Source organism: Ruegeria sp. SCP11 (assembly GCF_040329455.1).
Taxonomy (GTDB): Bacteria; Pseudomonadota; Alphaproteobacteria; order Rhodobacterales; family Rhodobacteraceae; genus Ruegeria; species Ruegeria atlantica_E.
In genome coordinates this window covers 47,565-68,357 of sequence record NZ_JBDZYG010000002.1, presented here as the reverse complement: position 1 = coordinate 68,357, position 20,793 = coordinate 47,565, and the positions used below count along the sequence as shown (strand labels likewise).

18 protein-coding genes are annotated in these 20,793 nt (G+C 58.2%); 4 read left to right on the top strand and 14 right to left on the bottom strand.

Annotated features, from left to right (window positions below):
• Positions 1 to 11: 11 nt before the first annotated feature.
• The 3 genes from atpA to ABLN94_RS03355 form a co-directional block, all read right to left on the bottom strand.
• A complete protein-coding gene (gene atpA / locus ABLN94_RS03365; RefSeq protein WP_152459013.1) occupies positions 12 to 1,550 on the bottom strand; it encodes a F0F1 ATP synthase subunit alpha in 1,539 nt (512 codons plus the stop codon).
• Positions 1,551 to 2,111 carry a F0F1 ATP synthase subunit delta gene (locus ABLN94_RS03360; RefSeq protein ID WP_352989151.1) on the bottom strand — a complete coding sequence of 187 codons (561 nt, stop codon included), beginning with the start codon at positions 2,109 to 2,111 and terminating at the stop codon, positions 1,551 to 1,553.
• A 313-nt stretch (positions 2,112 to 2,424) separates the two neighbouring features.
• Entirely contained in the window at positions 2,425 to 3,159 is a 735-nt protein-coding gene (locus tag ABLN94_RS03355; protein WP_352989148.1) for a class I SAM-dependent methyltransferase, read from the bottom strand.
• A 61-nt stretch (positions 3,160 to 3,220) separates the two neighbouring features.
• Here ABLN94_RS03355 and gloB point away from each other — a divergent pair, with 61 nt between their 5' ends.
• Together gloB and clpA are read left to right on the top strand one after the other, a co-directional pair.
• Positions 3,221 to 3,988 (top strand): hydroxyacylglutathione hydrolase, encoded by a 768-nt coding sequence (gene gloB / locus ABLN94_RS03350; RefSeq protein WP_352989146.1) that lies wholly within the window; start codon positions 3,221 to 3,223, stop codon positions 3,986 to 3,988.
• A 166-nt stretch (positions 3,989 to 4,154) separates the two neighbouring features.
• Positions 4,155 to 6,479 (top strand): ATP-dependent Clp protease ATP-binding subunit ClpA, encoded by a 2,325-nt coding sequence (clpA, locus tag ABLN94_RS03345; protein ID WP_352989143.1) that lies wholly within the window; start codon positions 4,155 to 4,157, stop codon positions 6,477 to 6,479.
• Between the two features lie 82 nt (positions 6,480 to 6,561).
• Here the strand turns inward: clpA and ABLN94_RS03340 are convergent, their stop codons facing one another.
• The 4 genes from ABLN94_RS03340 to ABLN94_RS03325 form a co-directional block, all read right to left on the bottom strand.
• Positions 6,562 to 7,245: a phosphotransferase gene (locus ABLN94_RS03340; RefSeq protein WP_352989140.1), complete on the bottom strand. Its 684-nt coding sequence runs from the start codon at positions 7,243 to 7,245 to the stop codon at positions 6,562 to 6,564.
• 137 nt (positions 7,246 to 7,382) lie between these two features.
• Positions 7,383 to 9,041 carry a peptidoglycan -binding protein gene (locus ABLN94_RS03335; protein WP_352989137.1) on the bottom strand — a complete coding sequence of 553 codons (1,659 nt, stop codon included), beginning with the start codon at positions 9,039 to 9,041 and terminating at the stop codon, positions 7,383 to 7,385.
• Between the two features lie 3 nt (positions 9,042 to 9,044).
• Positions 9,045 to 10,223 (bottom strand): biopolymer transporter ExbB, encoded by a 1,179-nt coding sequence (locus ABLN94_RS03330; protein WP_170495915.1) that lies wholly within the window; start codon positions 10,221 to 10,223, stop codon positions 9,045 to 9,047.
• A gap of 69 nt (positions 10,224 to 10,292) precedes the next feature.
• Entirely contained in the window at positions 10,293 to 10,823 is a 531-nt protein-coding gene (locus tag ABLN94_RS03325; protein WP_352989134.1) for a gamma-glutamylcyclotransferase, read from the bottom strand.
• Between the two features lie 67 nt (positions 10,824 to 10,890).
• Here ABLN94_RS03325 and ABLN94_RS03320 point away from each other — a divergent pair, with 67 nt between their 5' ends.
• On the top strand, positions 10,891 to 11,892 hold the full coding sequence (locus tag ABLN94_RS03320) for a DUF2125 domain-containing protein (protein WP_352989131.1): 1,002 nt from the start codon (positions 10,891 to 10,893) through the stop codon (positions 11,890 to 11,892).
• On the opposite strand, the gene ABLN94_RS03315 is transcribed toward ABLN94_RS03320, so the two are convergent.
• The 4 genes from ABLN94_RS03315 to ABLN94_RS03300 all read right to left on the bottom strand — a co-directional run bounded on the left by ABLN94_RS03315 (position 11,889) and on the right by ABLN94_RS03300 (position 16,199).
• Positions 11,889 to 12,695 carry an extensin family protein gene (locus ABLN94_RS03315; protein ID WP_352989128.1) on the bottom strand — a complete coding sequence of 269 codons (807 nt, stop codon included), beginning with the start codon at positions 12,693 to 12,695 and terminating at the stop codon, positions 11,889 to 11,891. The two genes, ABLN94_RS03320 and ABLN94_RS03315, sit on opposite strands and share 4 nt — an antisense overlap.
• 20 nt (positions 12,696 to 12,715) lie before the next feature.
• Complete coding sequence (locus ABLN94_RS03310) at positions 12,716 to 13,636, bottom strand: prephenate/arogenate dehydrogenase family protein (RefSeq protein ID WP_352989125.1); 921 nt, start codon at positions 13,634 to 13,636, stop codon at positions 12,716 to 12,718.
• On the bottom strand, positions 13,633 to 14,718 hold the full coding sequence (hisC, locus tag ABLN94_RS03305; RefSeq protein WP_352989123.1) for a histidinol-phosphate transaminase: 1,086 nt from the start codon (positions 14,716 to 14,718) through the stop codon (positions 13,633 to 13,635). Before hisC ends, ABLN94_RS03310 begins: the two co-directional genes overlap by 4 nt.
• A gap of 65 nt (positions 14,719 to 14,783) precedes the next feature.
• Positions 14,784 to 16,199 (bottom strand): aminotransferase class V-fold PLP-dependent enzyme, encoded by a 1,416-nt coding sequence (locus tag ABLN94_RS03300; RefSeq protein WP_352989121.1) that lies wholly within the window; start codon positions 16,197 to 16,199, stop codon positions 14,784 to 14,786.
• Positions 16,200 to 16,301: 102 nt separating this feature from the next.
• Here ABLN94_RS03300 and ABLN94_RS03295 point away from each other — a divergent pair, with 102 nt between their 5' ends.
• On the top strand, positions 16,302 to 16,763 hold the full coding sequence (locus ABLN94_RS03295; RefSeq protein ID WP_352989119.1) for an Lrp/AsnC family transcriptional regulator: 462 nt from the start codon (positions 16,302 to 16,304) through the stop codon (positions 16,761 to 16,763).
• A 129-nt stretch (positions 16,764 to 16,892) separates the two neighbouring features.
• Here the strand turns inward: ABLN94_RS03295 and rpsD are convergent, their stop codons facing one another.
• The 3 genes from rpsD to ABLN94_RS03280 all read right to left on the bottom strand — a co-directional run bounded on the left by rpsD (position 16,893) and on the right by ABLN94_RS03280 (position 20,697).
• A complete protein-coding gene (gene rpsD, locus ABLN94_RS03290) occupies positions 16,893 to 17,513 on the bottom strand; it encodes a 30S ribosomal protein S4 (RefSeq protein WP_170325974.1) in 621 nt (206 codons plus the stop codon).
• Positions 17,514 to 17,718: 205 nt separating this feature from the next.
• Complete coding sequence (locus tag ABLN94_RS03285; protein ID WP_352989115.1) at positions 17,719 to 18,228, bottom strand: hypothetical protein; 510 nt, start codon at positions 18,226 to 18,228, stop codon at positions 17,719 to 17,721.
• 186 nt (positions 18,229 to 18,414) lie between these two features.
• A complete protein-coding gene (locus ABLN94_RS03280; protein ID WP_352989112.1) occupies positions 18,415 to 20,697 on the bottom strand; it encodes an adenosylcobalamin-dependent ribonucleoside-diphosphate reductase in 2,283 nt (760 codons plus the stop codon).
• Positions 20,698 to 20,793 lie beyond the last annotated feature (96 nt).

Sequence of the window (20,793 nt, the reverse complement as noted above, 5' to 3'; positions counted from 1 at the left end):
CCGCCTCTCCCTTAAGCGAAGGTTGCGGCGTATTCGTCCAGCGCAGCCTTGATCTTGTCGGAAGCGTCACCCTTGATCTTGGGATCTTCGTCCGTGATCCACTGAAGCAGATCCGCGTGCTTGCCACGCAGGTGCGCCAGCAGGCCAGCTTCGTAACGGCCAACATCGGACACGTCGATCTTGTCGAGGTAACCGTTGGTACCGGCGAAGATGACGCAGACGATTTCAGCGTTGGTCAGCGGCGAGTACTGCGGCTGCTTCATCAGCTCGGTCAGACGCGCACCACGGTTCAGCAGCTGCTGGGTCGCAGCGTCAAGGTCGGAACCAAACTGCGCAAACGCAGCCATTTCGCGGTACTGAGCCAGTTCCAGCTTAACCGGACCGGCAACCGACTTCATCGAGTTGGTCTGAGCCGAGGAGCCCACACGCGAAACCGACAGGCCGGTGTTCACAGCAGGACGGATGCCCTGGTAGAACAGCTCGGTTTCCAGGAAGATCTGACCGTCGGTGATCGAGATCACGTTGGTCGGAATAAACGCCGAAACGTCACCACCCTGAGTTTCGATAACCGGCAGAGCGGTCAGCGAGCCCGCACCGAAGTCTTCGTTCAGCTTCGCCGAACGTTCCAGCAGGCGGGAGTGGAGGTAGAAAACGTCACCCGGGTACGCTTCACGTCCGGGCGGGCGGCGCAGCAGCAGGGACATCTGACGATAGGAAACGGCCTGTTTCGACAGGTCATCATAGATGATCAGCGCGTGGCGGCCGTTGTCACGGAAGTATTCAGCCATCGCGGTTGCGGCGTAGGGCGCCAGGAACTGCATCGGTGCCGGGTCGGACGCGGTTGCGGCAACAACGATCGAGTATTCAATCGCGCCGGACTCTTCCAGTTTCTTTACCAGCTGCGCAACGGTCGAACGCTTTTGACCGATCGCAACGTAAACGCAGTACAGCTTCTTCGACTCGTCGTCGCCTGCTGCGTCGTTGTAGGTTTTCTGGTTCAGGATCGCGTCCAGAGCAACGGCGGTTTTACCGGTCTGACGGTCACCAATGATCAGCTCACGCTGGCCACGGCCGATCGGGATCATTGCGTCAACCGATTTCAGGCCGGTTGCCATCGGCTCGTGCACCGATTTACGCGGGATGATGCCCGGGGCTTTGACGTCTGCAACACCACGCTTGGTTGCGTTGATCGGACCTTTGCCGTCCAGCGGGTTGCCCAGACCGTCAACAACGCGGCCCAGCAGTTCATCACCGATCGGAACGTCCACGATCGAGTTGGTGCGCTTAACGGTGTCACCTTCTTTGATGTCACGGTCAGAACCGAAGATAACGACACCCACGTTGTCGCTTTCCAGGTTCAGCGCCATGCCCATGATGCCACCGGGGAATTCGACCATCTCACCGGCTTGCACGTTGTCCAGGCCGTATACACGGGCAATCCCGTCACCGACGCTCAGCACGCGGCCGATCTCGGCCACTTCGGCTTCCTGACCAAAATTCTTGATCTGGTCCTTCAGGATTGCAGAAATCTCTGCAGCTTGGATTCCCATTTATCCGACCTCTTTCATTGCATTCTGTAGGGAGTTGAGCTTCGAACGGATCGAGCTATCGATCATTTTCGAGCCCACTTTAACGACAAGACCGCCGATGAGGCTTTCATCCACGGTCGCATTGATAGTCACGGTCTTGCCCACACGCTCGGACAGCGTCTTGGACAGTTTATCCAGTTGTGTCTTGGTCAGCGCCTTGGCCGAGGCGACATCTGCGGTCACTTCACCGCGCTCTTCAGCCAGCATGTCGCGCAGAACCTGCACCAGTTGCGGCACCACGAACAGGCGGCGTTTTTGTGCCATCAGACCCAACGTGTTGCGCAAGATGGCGTGCAGACCCATCTTGTCAGCAACCGCGGTAATCGCACCTTCCTGCTCGGCACGTGAAACCAGCGGGGATGCGATCAGATCGCGCAGCTCGGCGCTTTCGCCCAGAGCAGTTGCCAAATCGTTGATGCCGGATTCCAGACCTGCAAGGTCATTGTTCTCTTTTGCAATCTCGAAGATTGCCGTGGCATAGCGCTCGGCGATGCCAGTGGAAATCGAAGCTGGTTCGGACACGTCCACCCTTCCGATATTTGAGGCCCCGATTTTGAGTAGCGGCCGCTACCTTGGGGCGTGAGGAAACCCCGTCCTTTTAGGGCGGGGATCAAAATCACCGGGGATGTAGCAGAGCCGAACCAACCTAGCAATATATTATCACGGCAAGCACTTTATCCACAAAGCTATATTTTTCAAATACTTAACCGGGGTGCGACCCTTTTATCCGGTTGGGACACGGGAAAAATGTTACGAAAGTGTAGGTTTTTGCGATTCCTGTGACCTTTTTCCCGCATTTTTTGCGGTTTTCCGCGTCTCAAAACGCAACTGTTCCCTACGCGGGCTTCAACAACCCATCCAGCGCCTTGATCGGACGACGCTCAGCTTCCTTGGTGACGCTGCCGCTGGGTGGCCGGATGTGCTTGGTGACTTCGACCATCAAAACGCCTCCGGCCATGACCGTCGGTAGGCGCTGCCCGGTTTTCTCGATCAGGCTTCCCGACTTCAACCAGAACCTGCGAAATGACGGCGGCATATAGAGGGCGGAACAGTGGCTTTCAGGAATAAAATGATGGGCTCTGAGTTGGCTTTCAAGCTGCGATGCAGAATAGGGGCGACCAAACCCGAACGGAGTCCGATCCGTCCGTGACCACAGTCCGGCCCGGTTCGGAACCACAAACAAGGCCCGCCCGCCGGGGCCAAGAACCCGCCAGCACTCGTCCAGCAATTCGCTGGGGCGGCTTGAGGTCTCCAACCCGTGCATCACCACCAGCTTGTCTACGTGACCGGTTTCGACCGGCCAGAGCGTCTCTTCTGTTAGGACTGACACATTGGGCATTCCCGCAGGCCAAGGCATCACCCCTTGCGGACCCGGCATAAGGCCGATTACCCGCCGCGCGTCCGCCAGATAGGGACGCAGCAGGGGCACCGCAAAGCCGAACCCCGCGACTGTCTGACCTTTGGCTTCGGGCCACAAATGCGTCATCCGGCCCCGAATGGCTGCTTGTGCCGCGCGACCCAGAGTGCTGCGGTAGTAAAAATTCCTCAGATCCTGCACATCAAGATGCATTGCGGACACCCGGTCAATTGGCTTAGCTGAGCGCAGTCTAGCAACGAAAGGGCAAAAGGCCATGCCTCTTGAGATCGTAACCGTCCCATGTCTCAGCGATAACTACGCTTTTCTGGCCCATGACGCGGCCAGTGGCCAGACCGCACTGATCGACGCGCCAGAATCCGGACCGATTTTGGCCGAATTGGATGCGCGCAACTGGACTCTAAGCCACGTATTGCTAACCCACCATCACTGGGACCATGTGGACGGTCTGGCCGCAATTTTGGAGAAACATCCGGCCAAGGTCATTGGCGCAGCCGCGGACGCTCACCGCTTGCCCCCGCTGGATCAGCAGGTGTCAGAAGGTGATGTGTTCGAAATTGGCGGCGAGCCGGTACAAGTATTGGACGTATCAGGCCACACGGTAGGGCATGTCGCGTACTATATGCCGGAAAGCCGCGCTGTGTTCACGGCCGACAGTCTGATGGCGCTGGGTTGTGGTCGCTTGTTTGAAGGAACTGCACCGCAGATGTGGGCCTCTCTCTGCAAACTGGCCGCCCTGCCCGACGACACTCTGGTTTGCTCCGGCCACGAATACACCCAGGCCAACGCGCAATTTGCCATTACCGTCGACCCGGACAACGCCGCACTGCGGCAACGCATGGCGGATATCGAAGCTGCCCGCGCCGCCGGGCGGCCCACGGTCCCGTCGACTCTGGCGCTGGAAAAAGCCACGAACCCGTTTTTGCGCGCCACCGACCCTTCGATTCATGCTATCCTTGGAATGGAAAACGCCGACCCTGCTGCGGTTTTTGCAGAAATCAGGGCTAGAAAAGACCGGTTTTAGTGCCTATTTGGCTCTCTTCACAGCAACGGTCACGTTAAATGTGACTGTCAAGTGAAAGAAAACCCTTGAAGCCGAGCCACGATCAACCAAACTCTAATAGTATGAGGACATGGTTGGATTGGGGCCATAGCCGCCCCCTTTCGACCCAAGACAGAGGAGCACCCGCGTGCCTTCATTCTCGAGCACATTAGAACAAGCCATTCACGCGGCCTTGGCGGCTGCGAATGAACGGCGACACGAATTCGCAACGCTGGAGCATCTGCTGCTGGCGCTGCTTGAGGAACCTGATGCCATCCGCGTCATGAAAGCCTGCAGCGTCGATCTTGATGAACTGCGCAGCACTCTGGTCGAATTCATCGACGAGGATTTGTCGAACCTGGTAACAGACATAGACGGGTCCGAGGCTGTTCCCACGGCTGCCTTCCAACGTGTCATCCAGCGTGCCGCGATCCACGTCCAAAGCTCGGGTCGGACCGAGGTTACAGGCGCCAACGTATTGGTCGCTATTTTTGCCGAACGAGAAAGCAACGCGGCATACTTCCTGCAAGAACAGGACATGACCCGTTACGACGCGGTGAACTTCATCGCGCATGGTGTGGCGAAAGACCCGGCTTACGGCGAGAACCGCTCGGTATCAGGTGCCGATCAGGTCGAGGAAGAGGTTCAGTCCAACGCCGGCGAAGGCGAGCAGAAAGAAAGTGCTCTGGGTAAGTACTGCATTGATTTGAACGCAAAATCGCGTGCAGGCGACGTTGATCCGCTGATCGGTCGCGCCGACGAGGTTGAGCGCTGCATTCAGGTTCTCTGCCGCCGCCGCAAGAACAACCCGCTGCTGGTGGGAGATCCGGGTGTGGGCAAAACCGCAATTGCCGAGGGGCTGGCCCATAAGATCGTGGGCGGCGAAGCTCCCGATGTGCTGTCCGAGACCACGATTTATTCGCTGGACATGGGGGCACTGCTTGCAGGCACGCGTTACCGCGGTGATTTCGAGGAACGGCTAAAGGCAGTCGTGACAGAGTTGGAAGATCACCCCGACGCGGTGTTGTTCATCGACGAGATTCACACCGTAATCGGTGCCGGTGCCACTTCGGGCGGCGCGATGGATGCGTCGAACTTGCTGAAGCCTGCTCTGCAAGGCGGCAAGCTGCGCACCATGGGCTCGACCACCTACAAGGAGTTCCGTCAGCATTTCGAAAAAGACCGCGCGCTTTCGCGCCGGTTCCAGAAGATCGACGTGAACGAACCTTCGGTCGAGGACAGCGTAAAAATCCTGCGCGGTCTGAAGCCCTATTTCGAAAAACATCACGAGATCAAATACACCGCAGATGCGATCAAGACCGCCGTGGAACTATCGGCGCGCTATATCAACGACCGCAAACTGCCGGACAAGGCCATCGACGTGATTGATGAGGCCGGTGCCGCACAGCATCTGGTCGCGGAAAGTAAACGCCGCAAGACCATCGGTGTAAAAGAGATCGAAGCGGTCGTCGCCAAGATCGCGCGCATCCCGCCCAAGAACGTCACCAAGGACGATGCTGAGGTCCTGAAAGACCTCGAAGCCTCGCTGAAACGGGTGGTGTTTGGTCAGGACGAAGCCATCGAGGCACTGTCCAGCGCGATCAAACTGGCCCGCGCCGGTCTGCGGGAACCAGAGAAACCCATCGGCAACTACCTGTTCGCTGGTCCGACCGGTGTGGGTAAGACCGAAGTGGCGAAACAGCTTGCCGATACGCTGGGTGTGGAACTGCTGCGCTTTGACATGTCCGAGTACATGGAGAAACACGCGGTTTCACGTCTGATCGGCGCCCCTCCGGGCTATGTCGGCTTCGATCAGGGCGGCCTGCTGACCGACGGCGTTGATCAGCATCCGCATTGCGTGCTGCTGCTGGACGAGATCGAAAAAGCACATCCTGACGTATTCAATATCCTACTGCAGGTGATGGACCACGGGGAACTGACTGACCACAACGGCCGCACGGTGAATTTCCGCAACGTGGTACTGATCATGACCTCGAACGCGGGCGCGCAGGAACAGGCCAAGGCCGCCATCGGCTTTGCCCGTGACCGTCGCGAAGGCGAAGACACCGCCGCGATCGAACGCATGTTCACGCCGGAATTCCGCAACCGTCTGGACGCCGTGATCTCGTTTGCGCCGCTGCCGAAAGACGTCATCCTGCAAGTGGTCGAGAAGTTCGTGCTGCAGCTTGAAGCTCAGTTGCTGGATCGAAATGTAACCATTGACCTGACGCCTAAGGCCGCCGAGTGGCTGGCAGACAAGGGCTATGACGACAAGATGGGTGCGCGCCCGCTGGGTCGCGTCATTCAGGAGCACATCAAGAAGCCTCTGGCCGAGGAACTGCTGTTCGGCAAGTTGGCCAAGGGCGGAGTGGTCCGTGTCTCGGTCAAGAAAGGCGAACTGAACCTGGAAATCTTCGGCCCCGATCAGCCGCGCATTCCGGGCGACAAGCCCCCGCTGCTGACGGCGGATTGATCGCCTGACACGTCAAATAGAAAACCCGCCAACCATGGCGGGTTTTTTTTATGTCTTCAGGCCAGAGACACAGCCGACCGACTTAGGGAAGTTTTTGGCCTTTGAGTTGGTAGAACTTCAAAATGCGGGGATGGCCGTTTTGGACCGGACATGGCTCTGACAGAGCCCGGGGTGCGCCGCCTTGTGCCGTGCTATAGGCGGACAGGACGCAATGGGCATAGCGCGGCCCACTGCTACCCTGTGACAAAGCAGACAGGATCGCGATACCGACATCGCGAACCTTGCGAAGCCACCCGGCCTTGGCGGGCACGAAATACTCGAAGTCGATGAACCGAATCTGACGCCCGTCCCAGCACATGTCCCGAAAGGCCGGGCGACCGTGGGCCAGGCCCGCCGCGTGCAGACGCGCCAGCGCACGTCCCGCAGCGCGGCACGCCCGGAGCTTTTCTACCTGACTGATGGACGTGTTGTCACAGAACTTGGTCAGGCTGGCCCCGGCATCCTCGAGGGCAATAAAACCCGCGCCATCGGCAACGATCCGGGGGACAGGCATACCGTAGCTCCAAAGGAAGCGATGGGCTCGCCGATCACGATCGAATGCCTGTTCGGGCTTTCCCTTCACCAACCAGAGGTGTGGCGCGAAACGCTCAACACGCTTCAGCCAAAACCTGCGCCCTCGCCGCGTTTGGCATAGGGTCACACGCTGATACGGCGCATGCAGCACCTCATCCGCCAATTTGTTTATCTCCGCTTGATGGTCTTTCACACATTACCCCGAACAACCTATGGCAACATATAGAGAGACTACATATAGAGAGACTACACCCCCATTTCACCGTTTGCTGGACGGTAATCCACCAGCAACACAGCATTTTCTCAAAAAACAGAGATCGGCCGAGGTGATTACCGCTCGGTCAACTTCAATTCGATCCGACGGTTTTGCGCGCGGGCTTCGGGGGTGTCCGCCGGATTGACGGGCTGGAACTCACCAAACCCATTGGCAGCCAGCCGGCTCGGCGGGATACCCAGCGCTTCGACCATGTATCGTACGACCGACAAGGCGCGCCCTTGGCTGAGTTCCCAGTTGTCGCGATATCGGCCACTTCCGGCAAGGGGTACGTTGTCTGTGTGGCCATCGACCCGGATTACCCAATTCAGGCCCTCGGGAATTTCCGCAGCCACACCACGAAGGATGTTCGCCACTTTGGCGACCTCTTGCTGGCCGTCCGGCGACAATACGGCTGATCCTGTGTCGAACAAAACTTCCGACGAGAACACGAAACGGTCGCCTTCAATCCGAACACCTTCCTCATTGCCCAGCACATCACGCAGGCGGCCAAAGAATTCAGACCTATAACGTTCCAAATCTTCGGCCTGAGCCAGCAATTCTTCAGCCTCAGCTTCAAGACGCACGCGCTCGGCCTCTTCCAGCAGGCGGCGACGGCGTTCTTCCGAGGCCGCACGGGCCAAAGCAGCATTAAGGTCCTGCCCCAAAGTCTGGATGCGGATATCAGCGGCGGCATTGCGTTCTTCGTAGTCATCCAACAAGGCCTGCAACCCACCTAATTGCTCCCGCAGCGCGGCCATCTGCTGATTCAGCAAAGCAGTTTCGCGCTGTGCCTTTTCTGATATCGCCTGCTCATCTGACAGGGTGTCGCGGGCCAACGCCAGAAGGGCCGCGCGTTCTTCCGCCAGCGTCCGTTGCTCCGATGCTTCGGCCTGAGCTTCGGTCTGACCGGCCAGAGCGGCCTCTAGCTGCGCCTTCAACTCTTCGGGGTTCAGGTCACCGAACCGGCGTTCCAGTTCCGCTTTGGCGGCCTGTGCCGCAGCCAGAAGGGTTAATGTTTCTTCCGCCTCCTTGCGCTGTGCTTCCAAGGCAAGTGTCATGGCCGTCAACTCGGCGTCAGCATTCTGCAAACGGTTGCGCAGGTTCTCGGCCGCAGCAGCCTCGGCCAGCTTGGCAGCCTCTTCCGCGCTCAGTTGATCCTCAAGCTCGGAAATTCGCGTGGTTTGCGCCGCATCGCTTTGTTCCAGATCAGCGACCAGGGCCTCCAGCGCTTCGCGTTGGGCGGCTGCCAGTCGGGCCGCCTCGGTTTGTTCATCTATTTCAGCCCGGCTCTGTGCAAGGGCCAAGTTCAAAGCCTCCTGCTCACCAAGCAATTCTTCGCGCTGGTTCGCCAGTTCGGCAATTTCACCGCGCGCGCGCTCCTGATCCAGCAGCAAAGCGGCGACCTGAGCTTCAAAATCAGTCAGTTGGATCTGCGCCTGCACCAACTCTGTTTCGACCTGAGACAGGGTTGAGTTCAACACCCCCAGCCGCGCCTGCAACCGGCTGTTTTCCCGCTCCTCCAGGCCCAGTGCTCCGGCAAGTGCTGCAACTTCGTCGGAGAGGGCGGTCAGTTCATCTTCTTGCCCGGAAATGGTTTCGCGCAGAACGTACTGCACCACCATGAAGATTGTCAGAACAAAGGTCAGCACCATCAAAAGCCCGGTCATGGCATCCACAAACCCGGGCCAGACCGAACCCTGGAAACGCTGACCTGTGCGTCGGGAGAGGGCCATAAGTTACTCTCCTTCCGGAGCGGTACGCACGGCGCCTCGGGGCAATGTCAGGGCTTTGACGAGCAATTCTATATCCTTGCGCAACTCGCTCATACTCTCCTGCCGACCGGCTGAGATTTCTTCTAGGATTCGCAGCAACTGTACGTCCATCGAGCGCAAACGCATTCGGCTTTCCGCGTCGATCCCGTCACCGGTGCCCTGTTCGCGCATATGATCCAGCAAGGCATCCTGTCCAAGCGCCACCCTCTCCAACGCAGCGGTCACGCCATCGTTGTTCTGTTGCCGCGCATTCATCTCGCCGATCGAATCCGCCAATTGACCCAACCTGGACGACACCGCCGCACGATCAGCCTCTTGCGCGGAGAAAAGATCCTGCAGCGCATTCATCTGTTCAGACATAGCATCCAGAACAGGTGTCAGAACGGCCAGTTCGGCCCCGCCTTCTTCAGTTGCTGCAAAACCTACACGGGTAATCGAGGACAACCATTCTTCAAGCTCGCGGTAAAACCGGTTTTGCCCGTGGCCCGCAAATAGCTCCAGCAGGCCAACGATCAGTGATCCGGCCAACCCCAGCAACGATGACCCAAAGGCCACGCCCATACCCTGCAGTTGCGATTCCAAACCGACCATCAGGCGGTTGAACACGGCCATACCTTCTTCACCCTCTTGTGGGTTGAGGCTGCGGATGGTGTCAACAATGGCGGGAACGGTGGTGGCCAACCCGAAGAACGTACCCAATAGGCCCAGATAAATCAGCACGTTGGTGATATAGCGGGTGAATTCGCGTTCTTCCTCGACCCGTTCCGCGACCGAATCCAGAATAGACCGTGTCGAGGTCGAACTGATTTGCGACCGCGCGCCCCGCTCTCGTAGCAGCGAGGCCAATGGAGCCAGCAATTGCGGTGTTCGGGCATCTTCCCGTACGACACCGCCCACGAACGCTTCGATCCAGCGAACTGAGCCGATCAGCTGTGTCACCTGATAGAAACAGGCGAAAACGCCGATCACGAAGACCAACAGGATAAAGCCGTTCAGATAGGGGTTGGCGTAGAAAACCGGCAACACGTAGGGCAGCGCCATAAAGACCCCCAGCCCCGCCAAAGCAATCGCAATCAGCATCGTGACGATCTGACGAATGGGTTGCGAGAAATGCGGTCTCGCGCCCTGATGTGCCTGCGCCATGCGCGTGGTTCCCGGTTTTTGCCTGCTCTGCGCTGAATCTAGCGAAAATACACCGGTGAAGCCAAGGGTTTATGCGGTGATCTCACGAACCCGTTGCGCCAACCACTCAAGATCGGGATCGCGCAGGTCGATCTCGGCCAGATGTTCAGCGGTGTTGTAGAGGTATTCAGTGTTCGGCCCCCGACCGCCAACGGCATGCGCTATGATTTGGGCCTGTTCTTCAAGCGGCATACCCCCGCAATATTGCACGTGGTCCGCGTCGATTACATAGGTCACTGCATTCACCACCTCGCCGCTGTCGAGATGCACATCCAGCATCTTTTCAAGATAGGCCGACGAAACCAGTTCACGCTCACGCAATTCGTGCAGGGTGCGATCTTCGTGACCAGCCTCGACCGCCAGAGCCAATCCCTTGCAATGCGCGTCGGTTTGTTCATTCAACGCCAAAACCAGACCGGGATGGTCTTCGGTACCTCGGTGGTGGATTGAGCTCATGCAGAAGGACCGGGCGTACCCATGCAAAGTGCCGTGTTCGCTGCGGGCCACCGGAAAGCCCGGATTCCATAGCAGCGATCCATATCCGAAAACCCACATCGTCATAGCACTGGTCCTTGCCCGTTTGGGCCTATAAACATCAAATCCGAGGTGGGAAAAAGGGCCAACTGCCATGCGCGGTCTGATACGAGTCGTCATTTTAATAGTTGTGATCTGGAGCGCCTATTGGTTCGTCGCCGGCTTTGGGCTGCGCAACGCGATCACCGCTTGGTTCGACGCACAGCAGGACCGAGGCTGGCAGGCTGAGTTTTCTGATGTTGAAACCGCTGGGTATCCGCTGCACCACATGACACGGCTCAACAATCCTGCATTGGCAGATCCAGTGAATGGCACCGCGTGGAGCGCCGATTGGATCGAATTCCAAAGCCCCGCGATCTGGCCCGGTCGGCAGGTTTTGCGCTTTGCTGATACCCCACAGCGGTTATCGTACTACGACCAGACGGCCACCATTGAAGCCAGTGACCTGCAAGCCGAGTTGCAATTGCAGCCCGGTGTGGCGTTGGAACTGGAAAAGATGGCGTTAACCGCTGGACCGTGGGCGATCACCGACGACACCGAGGCTCTGGCAGGCGGTGACACGTTAGCTCTTGTGATGGAACAAACGGACAATTCCGAGGCATATGTGATTAGCGCCCTGGCGGACGGCTTCACTCCCGGCGACGATCTGCGAGAGTTGATGCGTTCGGCCACTACGCTGCCGCAGGCGTTTGAGACGCTGGAACTGGACATGACGGTCACCTTCGACAAGGCTTGGGATCGGTCAGCCCTGGAACAGAGCAGGCCCCAACCGGTAAAGATTGATCTGCGGCTGGCCGAGATGAAATGGGGCGCATTGCGCCTGTTCGCAGCCGGAGAGTTGGACGTTGATCCGCAAGGGATTCCTACTGGCGAGATCGCGATCCGGGCCGAGAACTGGCGGGACATGATAGCCATGGCCAATGCCGCAGGTGCTCTGCCTGATCAGGCCGTAGACACTGTGACGAAGGCGCTGAACTTTATGGCGGGTCTGGGCGGCAATCCGAATGCACTGGATCTGCAACTCAATCTCCGCGATGGATTTGTGGCGCTAGGCCCGTTGCCTATTGGCCCCGCACCACGCCTGATCCTGCGTTAACGGCAGTATGGCCCGCGTCGGTGTCGTGCCGTGTCCAGATGGAAATGATCCCGGTGATACCGATCCGCATTTGGCCCCAACACCGTGCCGAACGGGCCGCACGCTCCACGCCATACCTTGGTCAGTTGACGCTTTGACGGATTCTTGCGCCAGCCGTTCAGGACTGTCACGACCTCTCCATCCGCCATTTTAAAGCCCGAGATATCAATCGCCCGGCCTTTGCCGTGCTCTGAAATACGTGCGCCCTTTTGGTTATTGCGAGTGCGGCAGGCATAGTGGGCCGCGACCTTCATCTCGACCACCGGGCCACGTCGTTTGAACGTGGGCTTGACCGTCTTGTCGACCCATTTGTTGAGCGCAATTGCGGTGCCACAATCCATCGTCGACGGACGGCTGAGCACCACACCTGAAACCGAGGTAACCTGCACTGCATCCTTGATCCCGCATGCCTTGATCCTACCCGGTACGTTGCCCACAGGTTTACCCTGTATGTCGATATCTCCGCAGACCGAACCTTTGCGCAGCTTGCGTTTCTTGAACAGCGCCTCTTGCTCCAATGCTTTCGGCCGCAAGTAGGGCATCAGAGAGGTATCAGGTCCCAGCAACGGCAACTCTGATGGACGTGCGGCGAATGCCATTACTTGCGGCGATACCGGGCGCAACTCGGGCCGGATCTCTGCATTGGGCACCGGCGCAACGAACGCCAACATGGGCGCTGCTGAGGGTCGCGCAACAGGAACCAGTGACTGTTCCAGAGGGGCAGCATTGGACAGAGTGGCACCAAAGGCCACGCATCCAATCATCAGTGCCCTCCAGCCGTGCCTCATGGGTTCGCTTTCCCCCGCCCGAAATCGGGTGCGTCCGTATCCTGCCCCGCGTCGATGATGCCACGCCGGATCGCACGCGTACGGGTGAAGTAGTCAAACAGATGCTCGCCATCACCAGTACGGATGGCGCGTTGCAGGGCGAACAGTTCTTCGGTGAAGCGACCCAGAATTTCCAGCGTCGCGTCTTTGTTGGTCAGGAACACGTCGCGCCACATGGTCGGATCCGAGGCAGCAATGCGGGTAAAGTCCCGGAATCCGGCGGCGGAATACTTGATAACCTCGCTATCGGTCACCCGGCGTAGGTCGTCTGCCACCCCGACCATCGTGTAAGCGATCAGGTGCGGCGCATGTGAAGTGACAGCCAGAACCAAATCGTGGTGATCCGCATCCATCTCATCCACGTTCGAGCCCATGCCCTCCCAAAGCGCGCGCAGGCGGGCAATTGCATCCGGATCAGAGCCTTCGACCGGGACCAACAGGCACCAGCGGTTGTCAAACAGCTCGGCAAAGCCTGAGTCAGGACCGGAATGTTCGGTCCCCGCCAGCGGGTGCGCGGGTATGAAATGCACACCTTCGGGAATATGCGGGGACACAGCTTGGATAACATGCCGCTTAACCGAACCCACATCGGTGACCGTTGCCCTAGGTTTCAACGCCGACGCGATATCTGCGGCCACGGCCCCCATCGCGCCCACGGGAACACAAAGTACGACGAGGTCAGCGCCCTCGACTGCCTCTTTCGCGGTGTCACAGACGCGGTCGCACAGACCAATCCGGCGGGCAGTGTCGCGGGTCGCCTCGGAGCGGGCATAGCCTGTGACCTCACCCGCAAGGCCCGAGCGTTTAATGGCCCAGAACATGGACGAAGCGATCAGGCCCAGCCCAATCAGCGCGACGCGGTCGTATATCTGGGTCATGTCGCACCCCCTTTGAACGCGGTGATGGCCACAACGACACGGCGACAGGCCTCTTCATCACCCACGGTGATCCGCAGGGCGTTTGGCAGGTTGTAGCCCGCCACACGGCGCACAATCAAACCCTGGGTCTTCAGGTAGTCATCACAGGCCTCGGCCTCGGCCTGATCGGCAAAGCGGGCGAGGATGAAATTGGTGCAGGACGCATCCGACGGCACGCCGATCTTGGCCAGTTCTTCTGACAGCCATACCCGTAGGCGGGCGTTTTCAGCCTGACAGAAAGACAAGAAATCTACATCTTTCACTGCAGCCTCTGCTGCCGCCAAAGCGGTCAGAGACAGGTTGAACGGTTGGCGCACGCGATTCAACACATCGATGATCGACTGCGCCGCATAGCCCCAGCCGACCCGCATCCCGCCCAAACCGTATACCTTGGAAAACGTCCGGGTCATGATCACGTTCTCGAACCGATCCACCAGCGATGCACCGCCGTCGAATCCGTCGACGAACTCGGCATAAGCCCCGTCGATCACCATCAGGCACGTCTGCGGCAGAGCCTCGGCCAGCCGCACCAGTTCCGCCTCGGGGATCATGGTCGAGGTCGGATTGCCCGGATTGGTCACAAACACGATCCGGGTCTGCGCGGTCACCGCGGCAAGGATGTTGTCGACTTCGACGTGTCGGTCCCGCTCGGGCACCATCACAGGCGTCGCGCCAGCCATGCGGGCGATGATCGGGTACATTGAAAACCCGTGCTCGGTATAGATGACCTCATCACCAGGCCCTGCATAGGCCTGAGCGATGAATTGCAGCACTTCGTCACTGCCCACGCCGCAAATGATCCGCTCAGGGCTCAACCCGTGGCGGCCCCCAATCGCCGCGCGCAAGCTGGCGTGGTCAGTGCTGGGATAGCGATGCAAGGTTTCGGCACTGTCGCGCACCGCCTCAATCGCCTTGGGGCTGGGGCCGAACGGGTTTTCGTTCGAGCTGAGTTTGATCACATGCTCGACCCCGGCCACATGCGACTGGCCGCCCTGATAGAGCGCGATGTCCATAATGCCGGGTTGAGGGGTGATCTTGTTCATAAGAGGCTCCGTTGATTGGGGCCTCTCATACCTGTCTCAACGCGTTGAGAAAAGCGGCAATTCCGTTACGCCGCTTTGAAGCGGGCCGTCGCCGGGTCCGCGCTGTAGAATGGCACGAATTCCTCGGTTCGGCGTGACAGGTCGTTGACGCTGTCGATGATGAACTGAACGGTCTCCTCGCTCATCAGATATGAGAAGTTCAGACGCACCCAGCCGGGTTTCTTCATCTCTTCCCCCGCAGACAGTGCCGCGTGCAATTCATCCGACGTTGCGCGATCGATGCCCAGCAAACGATGTGCATACGGCCCGGCGCAGGCACAACCGCCTCGCGCCTGAATGCCATAGATGTCACTGAGCATCCGTGTGAAAAGTTGCTGATGCACCGGCTGGCCGGAATTGTCCCGTACGAGAAAGGAATAGATCGGCAGGCGATGTGGATTGTCAGTGCCCAATAGAGTCAGGTTGGGGTTGTCGCCCCACCCCTGCAGCGCCATGTGATTGTACTTGGCCTCCAGGCGGGCAATTTCGTCGGTGCCTACGACATCTTTGATGATAAATGCCAGCGCTGCACGGATATCACCGATCACATTGGGGGTGCCGGCCTCTTCCCGCGTCGCCAGATCCTCGCTGTAATCGTGCCGCCAGGGCGAGACAAAACTGACCGTGCCGCCGCCGGGCCAACTGGGGCATGTACGCTTCACCGCATTCTGGTTGACGATCAAAACGCCCGACGCGCCCGGCCCACCCGGAAACTTGTGCGGAGACACAACGATCGCATCCTTGCGGGCGTCCTCCGGCCCCATATCCATTGGCAAGTAAGGCCCGCCACCCGCGTAATCCCAGACTGAAACCGCCCGATGCGCCTTGAGCAATCGCGCGATCGGGTCCGGGTCCGTTATGATGCCTGTCACATTGGATGCCGCTGAAAAGGAACCGATGATCAAATCGGACGCAGCATGGTCCACCAACATCCGCTCTAGCACGACAAGATCAACACCACCCTCGGGCGCCTCGGGAATTTCGATCACACGCGCCTTGCTTTCCCGCCACGGCAGGATGTTCGAATGATGCTCATACGGCCCGATCAAAACAACCGGCCGGTCAGCGGCATCCACACCTAACAAGCTGACCAGCCGGTTCAAACCCGCAGTGGCGCCAGACCCGGTAAAGATCACCGCGTCCTCTCCCCTCGCACCAACGATGCGGGCAATCTCAGCGCGCGCCTCGCCGCGCAGACGCGTCATGTAAGAACCGCAATAGGAGGCCTCGGTGTGGCTGTTGGCATAGAAGGGCAGCACCTGTTCGGCGACAAAATCCTCAACCTGCCGCAGCGCACGGCCCGAGGCGACGTAATCCGCGTAAACCAGCGGTACGTCCCCGTGCAGACCCGGGATCAGAACATTCTCTCCGATCAACCCCTCGCGCAGGCTTGAATTGCGAGTGGTGGTTTGGATGTCTGCGCGAAATTTGGACAGGGTCATGGCGAAGGCTCCGTATTGCCCATCCAATATGATTGATTACCAATGCATAAACTTTACTTTTCTTTGCTGTTTTTTGCCAAATATTGTGTCATATGACTTAGTATGTCAGAAAAATTAGATCAAATTGACACGCACATCCTGAAAGAGCTTCAAAAAGACGCCACCCTGTCACAACGCGAGCTGGCGGACCGGGTTGGTTTGTCCCAGAATGCCTGCTGGCGGCGGCTAAAAGCGTTGAACGACAACGGCGTGCTGCTCGGCTCTACAGCACGGATCGAACGGGAAAAGCTTGGGCTAAGCCTTGTGGTCTTTGTCATGCTGCGGACCCGGCATCATTCGGCCGAATGGTTGCAGGCCTTCCGCAGCCACGTTCTGACGATCCCCGAGGTAGTGGATTTTCATAGGATCGGTGGCGACTATGACTATCAGCTGAAAGTGGTCACGCAGGACATGGCGTCATACGACAAGGTCTATCAGCGCCTGATCGAAAAGGTCGAGCTGGACAGTGTCACATCCTATTTCGCAATGGAGGCGATCGCCGAGGGGCGGCCTTTGCCTCTCTGATCAACTCTCCATCTGGCCAAAAATACCTCGGGGGAGTCGCGGCCTGCCGCGATGGGGCAGCATCCCCCTATAAACAAAAAAAGACCGCGCCAGATGGCGCGGTCTTTCGGAATTCGATGCAGGCGAAGATTAGTTTTTCGCGTAGAATTCGACGACCAGGTTCGGTTCCATCATGACCGGGTAAGGCACATCGCTCAGGCCCGGTGCGCGAACGAAGGTCGCGGTCATTTTCGAATGGTCGGCGTCGATGTAGTCAGGCACATCACGCTCGGCCAGTGCAACAGCTTCCAGAACAACAGCCAGTTGCTTGGACTTATCACGTACTTCGATCACGTCACCTTCTTTGACGCGGTAGCTGGGGATGTTGACCCGCTTGCCGTTCACTTTGACGTGGCCGTGGTTCACGAACTGACGTGCAGCGAAGACGGTCGGTACGAACTTTGCGCGGTAAACAACAGCGTCCAGGCGGCGCTCCAGCAGACCGATCAGGTTTTCACCGGTGTCGCCTTTTACACGCTCGGCTTCGGCGTAGATGCGGCGGAACTGCTTCTCGGTCAGGTCGCCATAGTAACCTTTCAGCTTCTGCTTGGCGCGAAGCTGCAGACCGAAGTCCGACAGTTTGCCCTTGCGGCGCTGACCGTGCTGGCCGGGGCCATATTCACGACGGTTGATCGGGGATTTCGGACGACCCCAGATGTTTTCGCCCATCCGGCGGTCGATTTTGTACTTGGCAGACGTGCGTTTGGTCACGGCTGATCTCCTTCTTTAGGTCGAAGCCCGAATGGGCCACTATGAAGGGCGTTGTCCTCTTGAGGTTTCCCCCATGACAGGCATCCCCTTGCGGGGGCCACCAACACCAATGAAGCCGCGCTTATATCCGCGAAAACAGCAGAGTCAACACACCGTACAGCTTTGCTTTGGTATTTCCGTCAAAAGTTGATGAGCAGTTGAAGCGTCAGTCGGTCCTACGTCCGGCAGAGACCACCCGCCGTTGACCCTGATCGCCCAACTCCAACTGTGTTCGAGGCGGAAACGCGACAACCGTGTCACCCATTCCAGCCACTTCGCCACTTTTGGAATCAGTTTCAGTGTATTCGCTGACCCAAAACTCTTGATCCCGCGCCGGACAGTCGCCTTCGAAAACCAGAACTGGAGCGAACTCACCACTAACTTGGAGCAAACTTGCCGTGAAGGTTTGCGCGCCGTTGGTCAACACAAGCACACCGCTCGCTGCATCCGGATAAATCTGATCCAGTTCTTCATGACCCAGTGTCAAAGTCGTGCTTTCAAGAGGGCTTCCGGCGCGTTCCAGCGCCTGCTCTCTCGATTCGATCAGAAACCGTACTTGCCCTCGCCAAGACCAGGCCGCTCCGACGCGAAGAAAAGACTGAGGCGCCGCCTCCAATCCGTCAATTTCCGTTTGACCCCATTTTATGGCTACACGACCGCTTTTTCCGGCTCTCATTTTACCGCCTGCACCTTCAACCCATCACTGCTAACTGCGACCGTCATATCAACGTAAAATAAGGCGGAAAAGAGACGTTAATGCAGCGTTCACGGAAATGTTGCTCAAGAGATTCAACTATTCCCGTCTGGCGGGTACTATCCCAGCCAAACTAAACCCAGAACTGCAAGATTACGTCATTGACACCTATCCACACTTGGAATGACCGCAGCTGCGGCAAGTCATGCACCCTTCGATCATCACCATGTCGAACTGGCCACAGGACGGGCAGGCTTTGCCGCGCGGTGCGTCCATATTGACTACCTGCGCTTGCGGATCGGACTTCAACCCCATGCCTTCGCCTTCCAGAAATCCGATATTGATCAGGTGTTGTTCGATCACGCCTCCAATCGCGGCGAGAATTGAAGGAATGTACTTACCTTGCACCCATGCTCCACCACGCGGATCAAATACGGCTTTAAGCTCCTCGACCACAAAGGACACATCTCCGCCCCGACGGAATACGGCAGAAATCATCCGCGTCAGCGCCAGCGTCCAAGCATAGTGCTCCATGTTTTTCGAGTTGATGAACACCTCGAATGGACGGCGGCGACCACCAATGACAATGTCGTTGATGGTCAGATAGATCGCGTGCTCGCTGTCGGGCCATTTCAGCTTATAGGTCGAGCCTTCAAGCGATTGAGGACGGTCGAGCGGTTCGGACATGTAAACCACCTCACCCCCATCGACCTCATGCGGGGCGGTGGCGCTTTCGCCGGGTGCTTTGTCGTCGCTTTCGGAGACGGTCAGCACCGATCCGGTCACATCATTGGGGCGATAGGTCGTGCAACCCTTACAGCCCTGATCCCAGGCTTGCATGTAAACGTCCTTAAAGGCGTCAAAGCTGATATCTTCGGGACAGTTGATCGTCTTAGAGATTGAGCTGTCGATCCATTTTTGCGCCGCCGCCTGCATTTTGACGTGATCGGACGGAGACAAGGTCTGCGCGTTGACGAAATAATCCGGTAGGTCCTTTTCGCCAAATTTGTCGCGCCACATTTGCACGGCGTAGTCGACGACCTCTTCCTCGGTCCGCGAGCCATCCTTCTGCAGCACCTTACGCGTATAGGCATAGGCGAAGACCGGCTCAATCCCCGAGGATACGTTTCCGGCGTAGAGAGAGATCGTTCCGGTCGGCGCAATCGAGGTCAGCAGCGCGTTGCGGATGCCGTGTTCGCGAATTGCATCGCGCACGTCTTCATCCATCTGCTGCATCGTGCCGCTCGCCAGATACTTCTCGGCATCAAACAAGGGGAATGCGCCTTTTTCCTTCGCCAAGTCGACCGACGCCAGATACGCGGCGCGGGCGATCGCGTGCAACCAGCGCTCGGTCTGACGCGCCGCCTCGTCCGAACCATAGCGCAGGCCCAGCATCAACAGAGCGTCCGCCAGTCCTGTCACACCCAGTCCGATACGGCGCTTAGCTTGAGCTTCGGCGGCCTGCTCGGGCAGCGGGAATTTCGACGCATCCACCACGTTGTCCATCATCCGAACGGCCGTCGCGACCAATTCCTGCATGGCCGCCTCGTCCAGGTGGGCTTTCTTTTCGAATGGCTCAGCCACCAGACGCGCCAGATTAATCGAACCCAACAAACACGCACCATAAGGCGGCAGGGGTTGCTCACCACAGGGGTTTGTCGCAGCAATGGTTTCAACATAGCTGAGGTTGTTGGCCAGATTGATCCGGTCGATGAAAATCACGCCCGGCTCGGCATAATCATAGGTGGCCTGCATGATCTTGTTCCAAAGATCACGCGCCTGAACGGTGTGATAGACCTTATCGTCGAAGACCAACTCCCACGGTCCGTCAGCCTTGACCGCTTCCATGAAGGGGTCGGTAACCAGCACCGACATATTGAACATCCGCAGCCGCGCCGGGTCGGATTTGGCAGTAATGAATTGTTCGATATCCGGATGGTCACACCGCATCGTCGCCATCATAGCCCCGCGACGCGAGCCTGCGGACATGATGGTGCGGCACATCGCATCCCACACATCCATGAAGCTCAAAGGTCCCGAGGCATCGGCGGCCACCCCATGCACATCCGCGCCGCGAGGACGGATGGTCGAGAAATCATACCCAATACCCCCACCCTGCTGCATGGTCAGCGCAGCCTCTTTCAGCATGTCAAAGATACCGCCCATGCTGTCCGGCACGGTCCCCATGACAAAACAGTTGAACAGGGTCACCTGCCGCGCAGTGCCCGCACCAGCCGTGATACGTCCCGCAGGCAGGTATTTGAAATCCTCGAGCGCTTCATAAAATTTTTCTTCCCAAAGCGCCTGGTCTTTCTCGACCCTCGCCAGATCGCGGGCGATGCGCCGCCAGCTGTCCTCGACCGTTTGGTCGATGGGCGTGCCATCCGCCTTTTTGAAACGGTATTTCATGTCCCAGATCTGCTCGGCGATGGGGGCGGCAAAGCGGCTCATTGGTGATTCCCTGTTCTGAAAGAGGTATCCAGACTACCCTAAATCACATCTAGACCACAACACCTTGATGACAACCGATACCAAGCTACAATATAA

Excerpts from the sequence above, each read along its gene's own strand:
- gloB (WP_352989146.1), top strand. The coding sequence starts at position 3,221 with ATGCCTCTTGAGATCGTAACCGTCCCATGTCTCAGCGATAACTACGCT.
- ABLN94_RS03295 (WP_352989119.1), top strand. The coding sequence starts at position 16,302 with ATGTCAGAAAAATTAGATCAAATTGACACGCACATCCTGAAAGAGCTT.
- ABLN94_RS03285 (WP_352989115.1), bottom strand. The coding sequence starts at position 18,228 with ATGAGAGCCGGAAAAAGCGGTCGTGTAGCCATAAAATGGGGTCAAACG.
- ABLN94_RS03320 (WP_352989131.1), top strand. The coding sequence starts at position 10,891 with ATGCGCGGTCTGATACGAGTCGTCATTTTAATAGTTGTGATCTGGAGC.
- ABLN94_RS03310 (WP_352989125.1), bottom strand. The coding sequence starts at position 13,636 with ATGACCCAGATATACGACCGCGTCGCGCTGATTGGGCTGGGCCTGATC.
- ABLN94_RS03355 (WP_352989148.1), bottom strand. The coding sequence starts at position 3,159 with ATGCATCTTGATGTGCAGGATCTGAGGAATTTTTACTACCGCAGCACT.
- ABLN94_RS03280 (WP_352989112.1), bottom strand. The coding sequence starts at position 20,697 with ATGAGCCGCTTTGCCGCCCCCATCGCCGAGCAGATCTGGGACATGAAA.
- hisC (WP_352989123.1), bottom strand. The coding sequence starts at position 14,718 with ATGAACAAGATCACCCCTCAACCCGGCATTATGGACATCGCGCTCTAT.
- atpA (WP_152459013.1), bottom strand. The coding sequence starts at position 1,550 with ATGGGAATCCAAGCTGCAGAGATTTCTGCAATCCTGAAGGACCAGATC.
- ABLN94_RS03315 (WP_352989128.1), bottom strand. The coding sequence starts at position 12,695 with ATGATTGGATGCGTGGCCTTTGGTGCCACTCTGTCCAATGCTGCCCCT.
- ABLN94_RS03325 (WP_352989134.1), bottom strand. The coding sequence starts at position 10,823 with ATGACGATGTGGGTTTTCGGATATGGATCGCTGCTATGGAATCCGGGC.
- ABLN94_RS03300 (WP_352989121.1), bottom strand. The coding sequence starts at position 16,199 with ATGACCCTGTCCAAATTTCGCGCAGACATCCAAACCACCACTCGCAAT.
- ABLN94_RS03335 (WP_352989137.1), bottom strand. The coding sequence starts at position 9,041 with ATGGCCCTCTCCCGACGCACAGGTCAGCGTTTCCAGGGTTCGGTCTGG.
- ABLN94_RS03330 (WP_170495915.1), bottom strand. The coding sequence starts at position 10,223 with ATGGCGCAGGCACATCAGGGCGCGAGACCGCATTTCTCGCAACCCATT.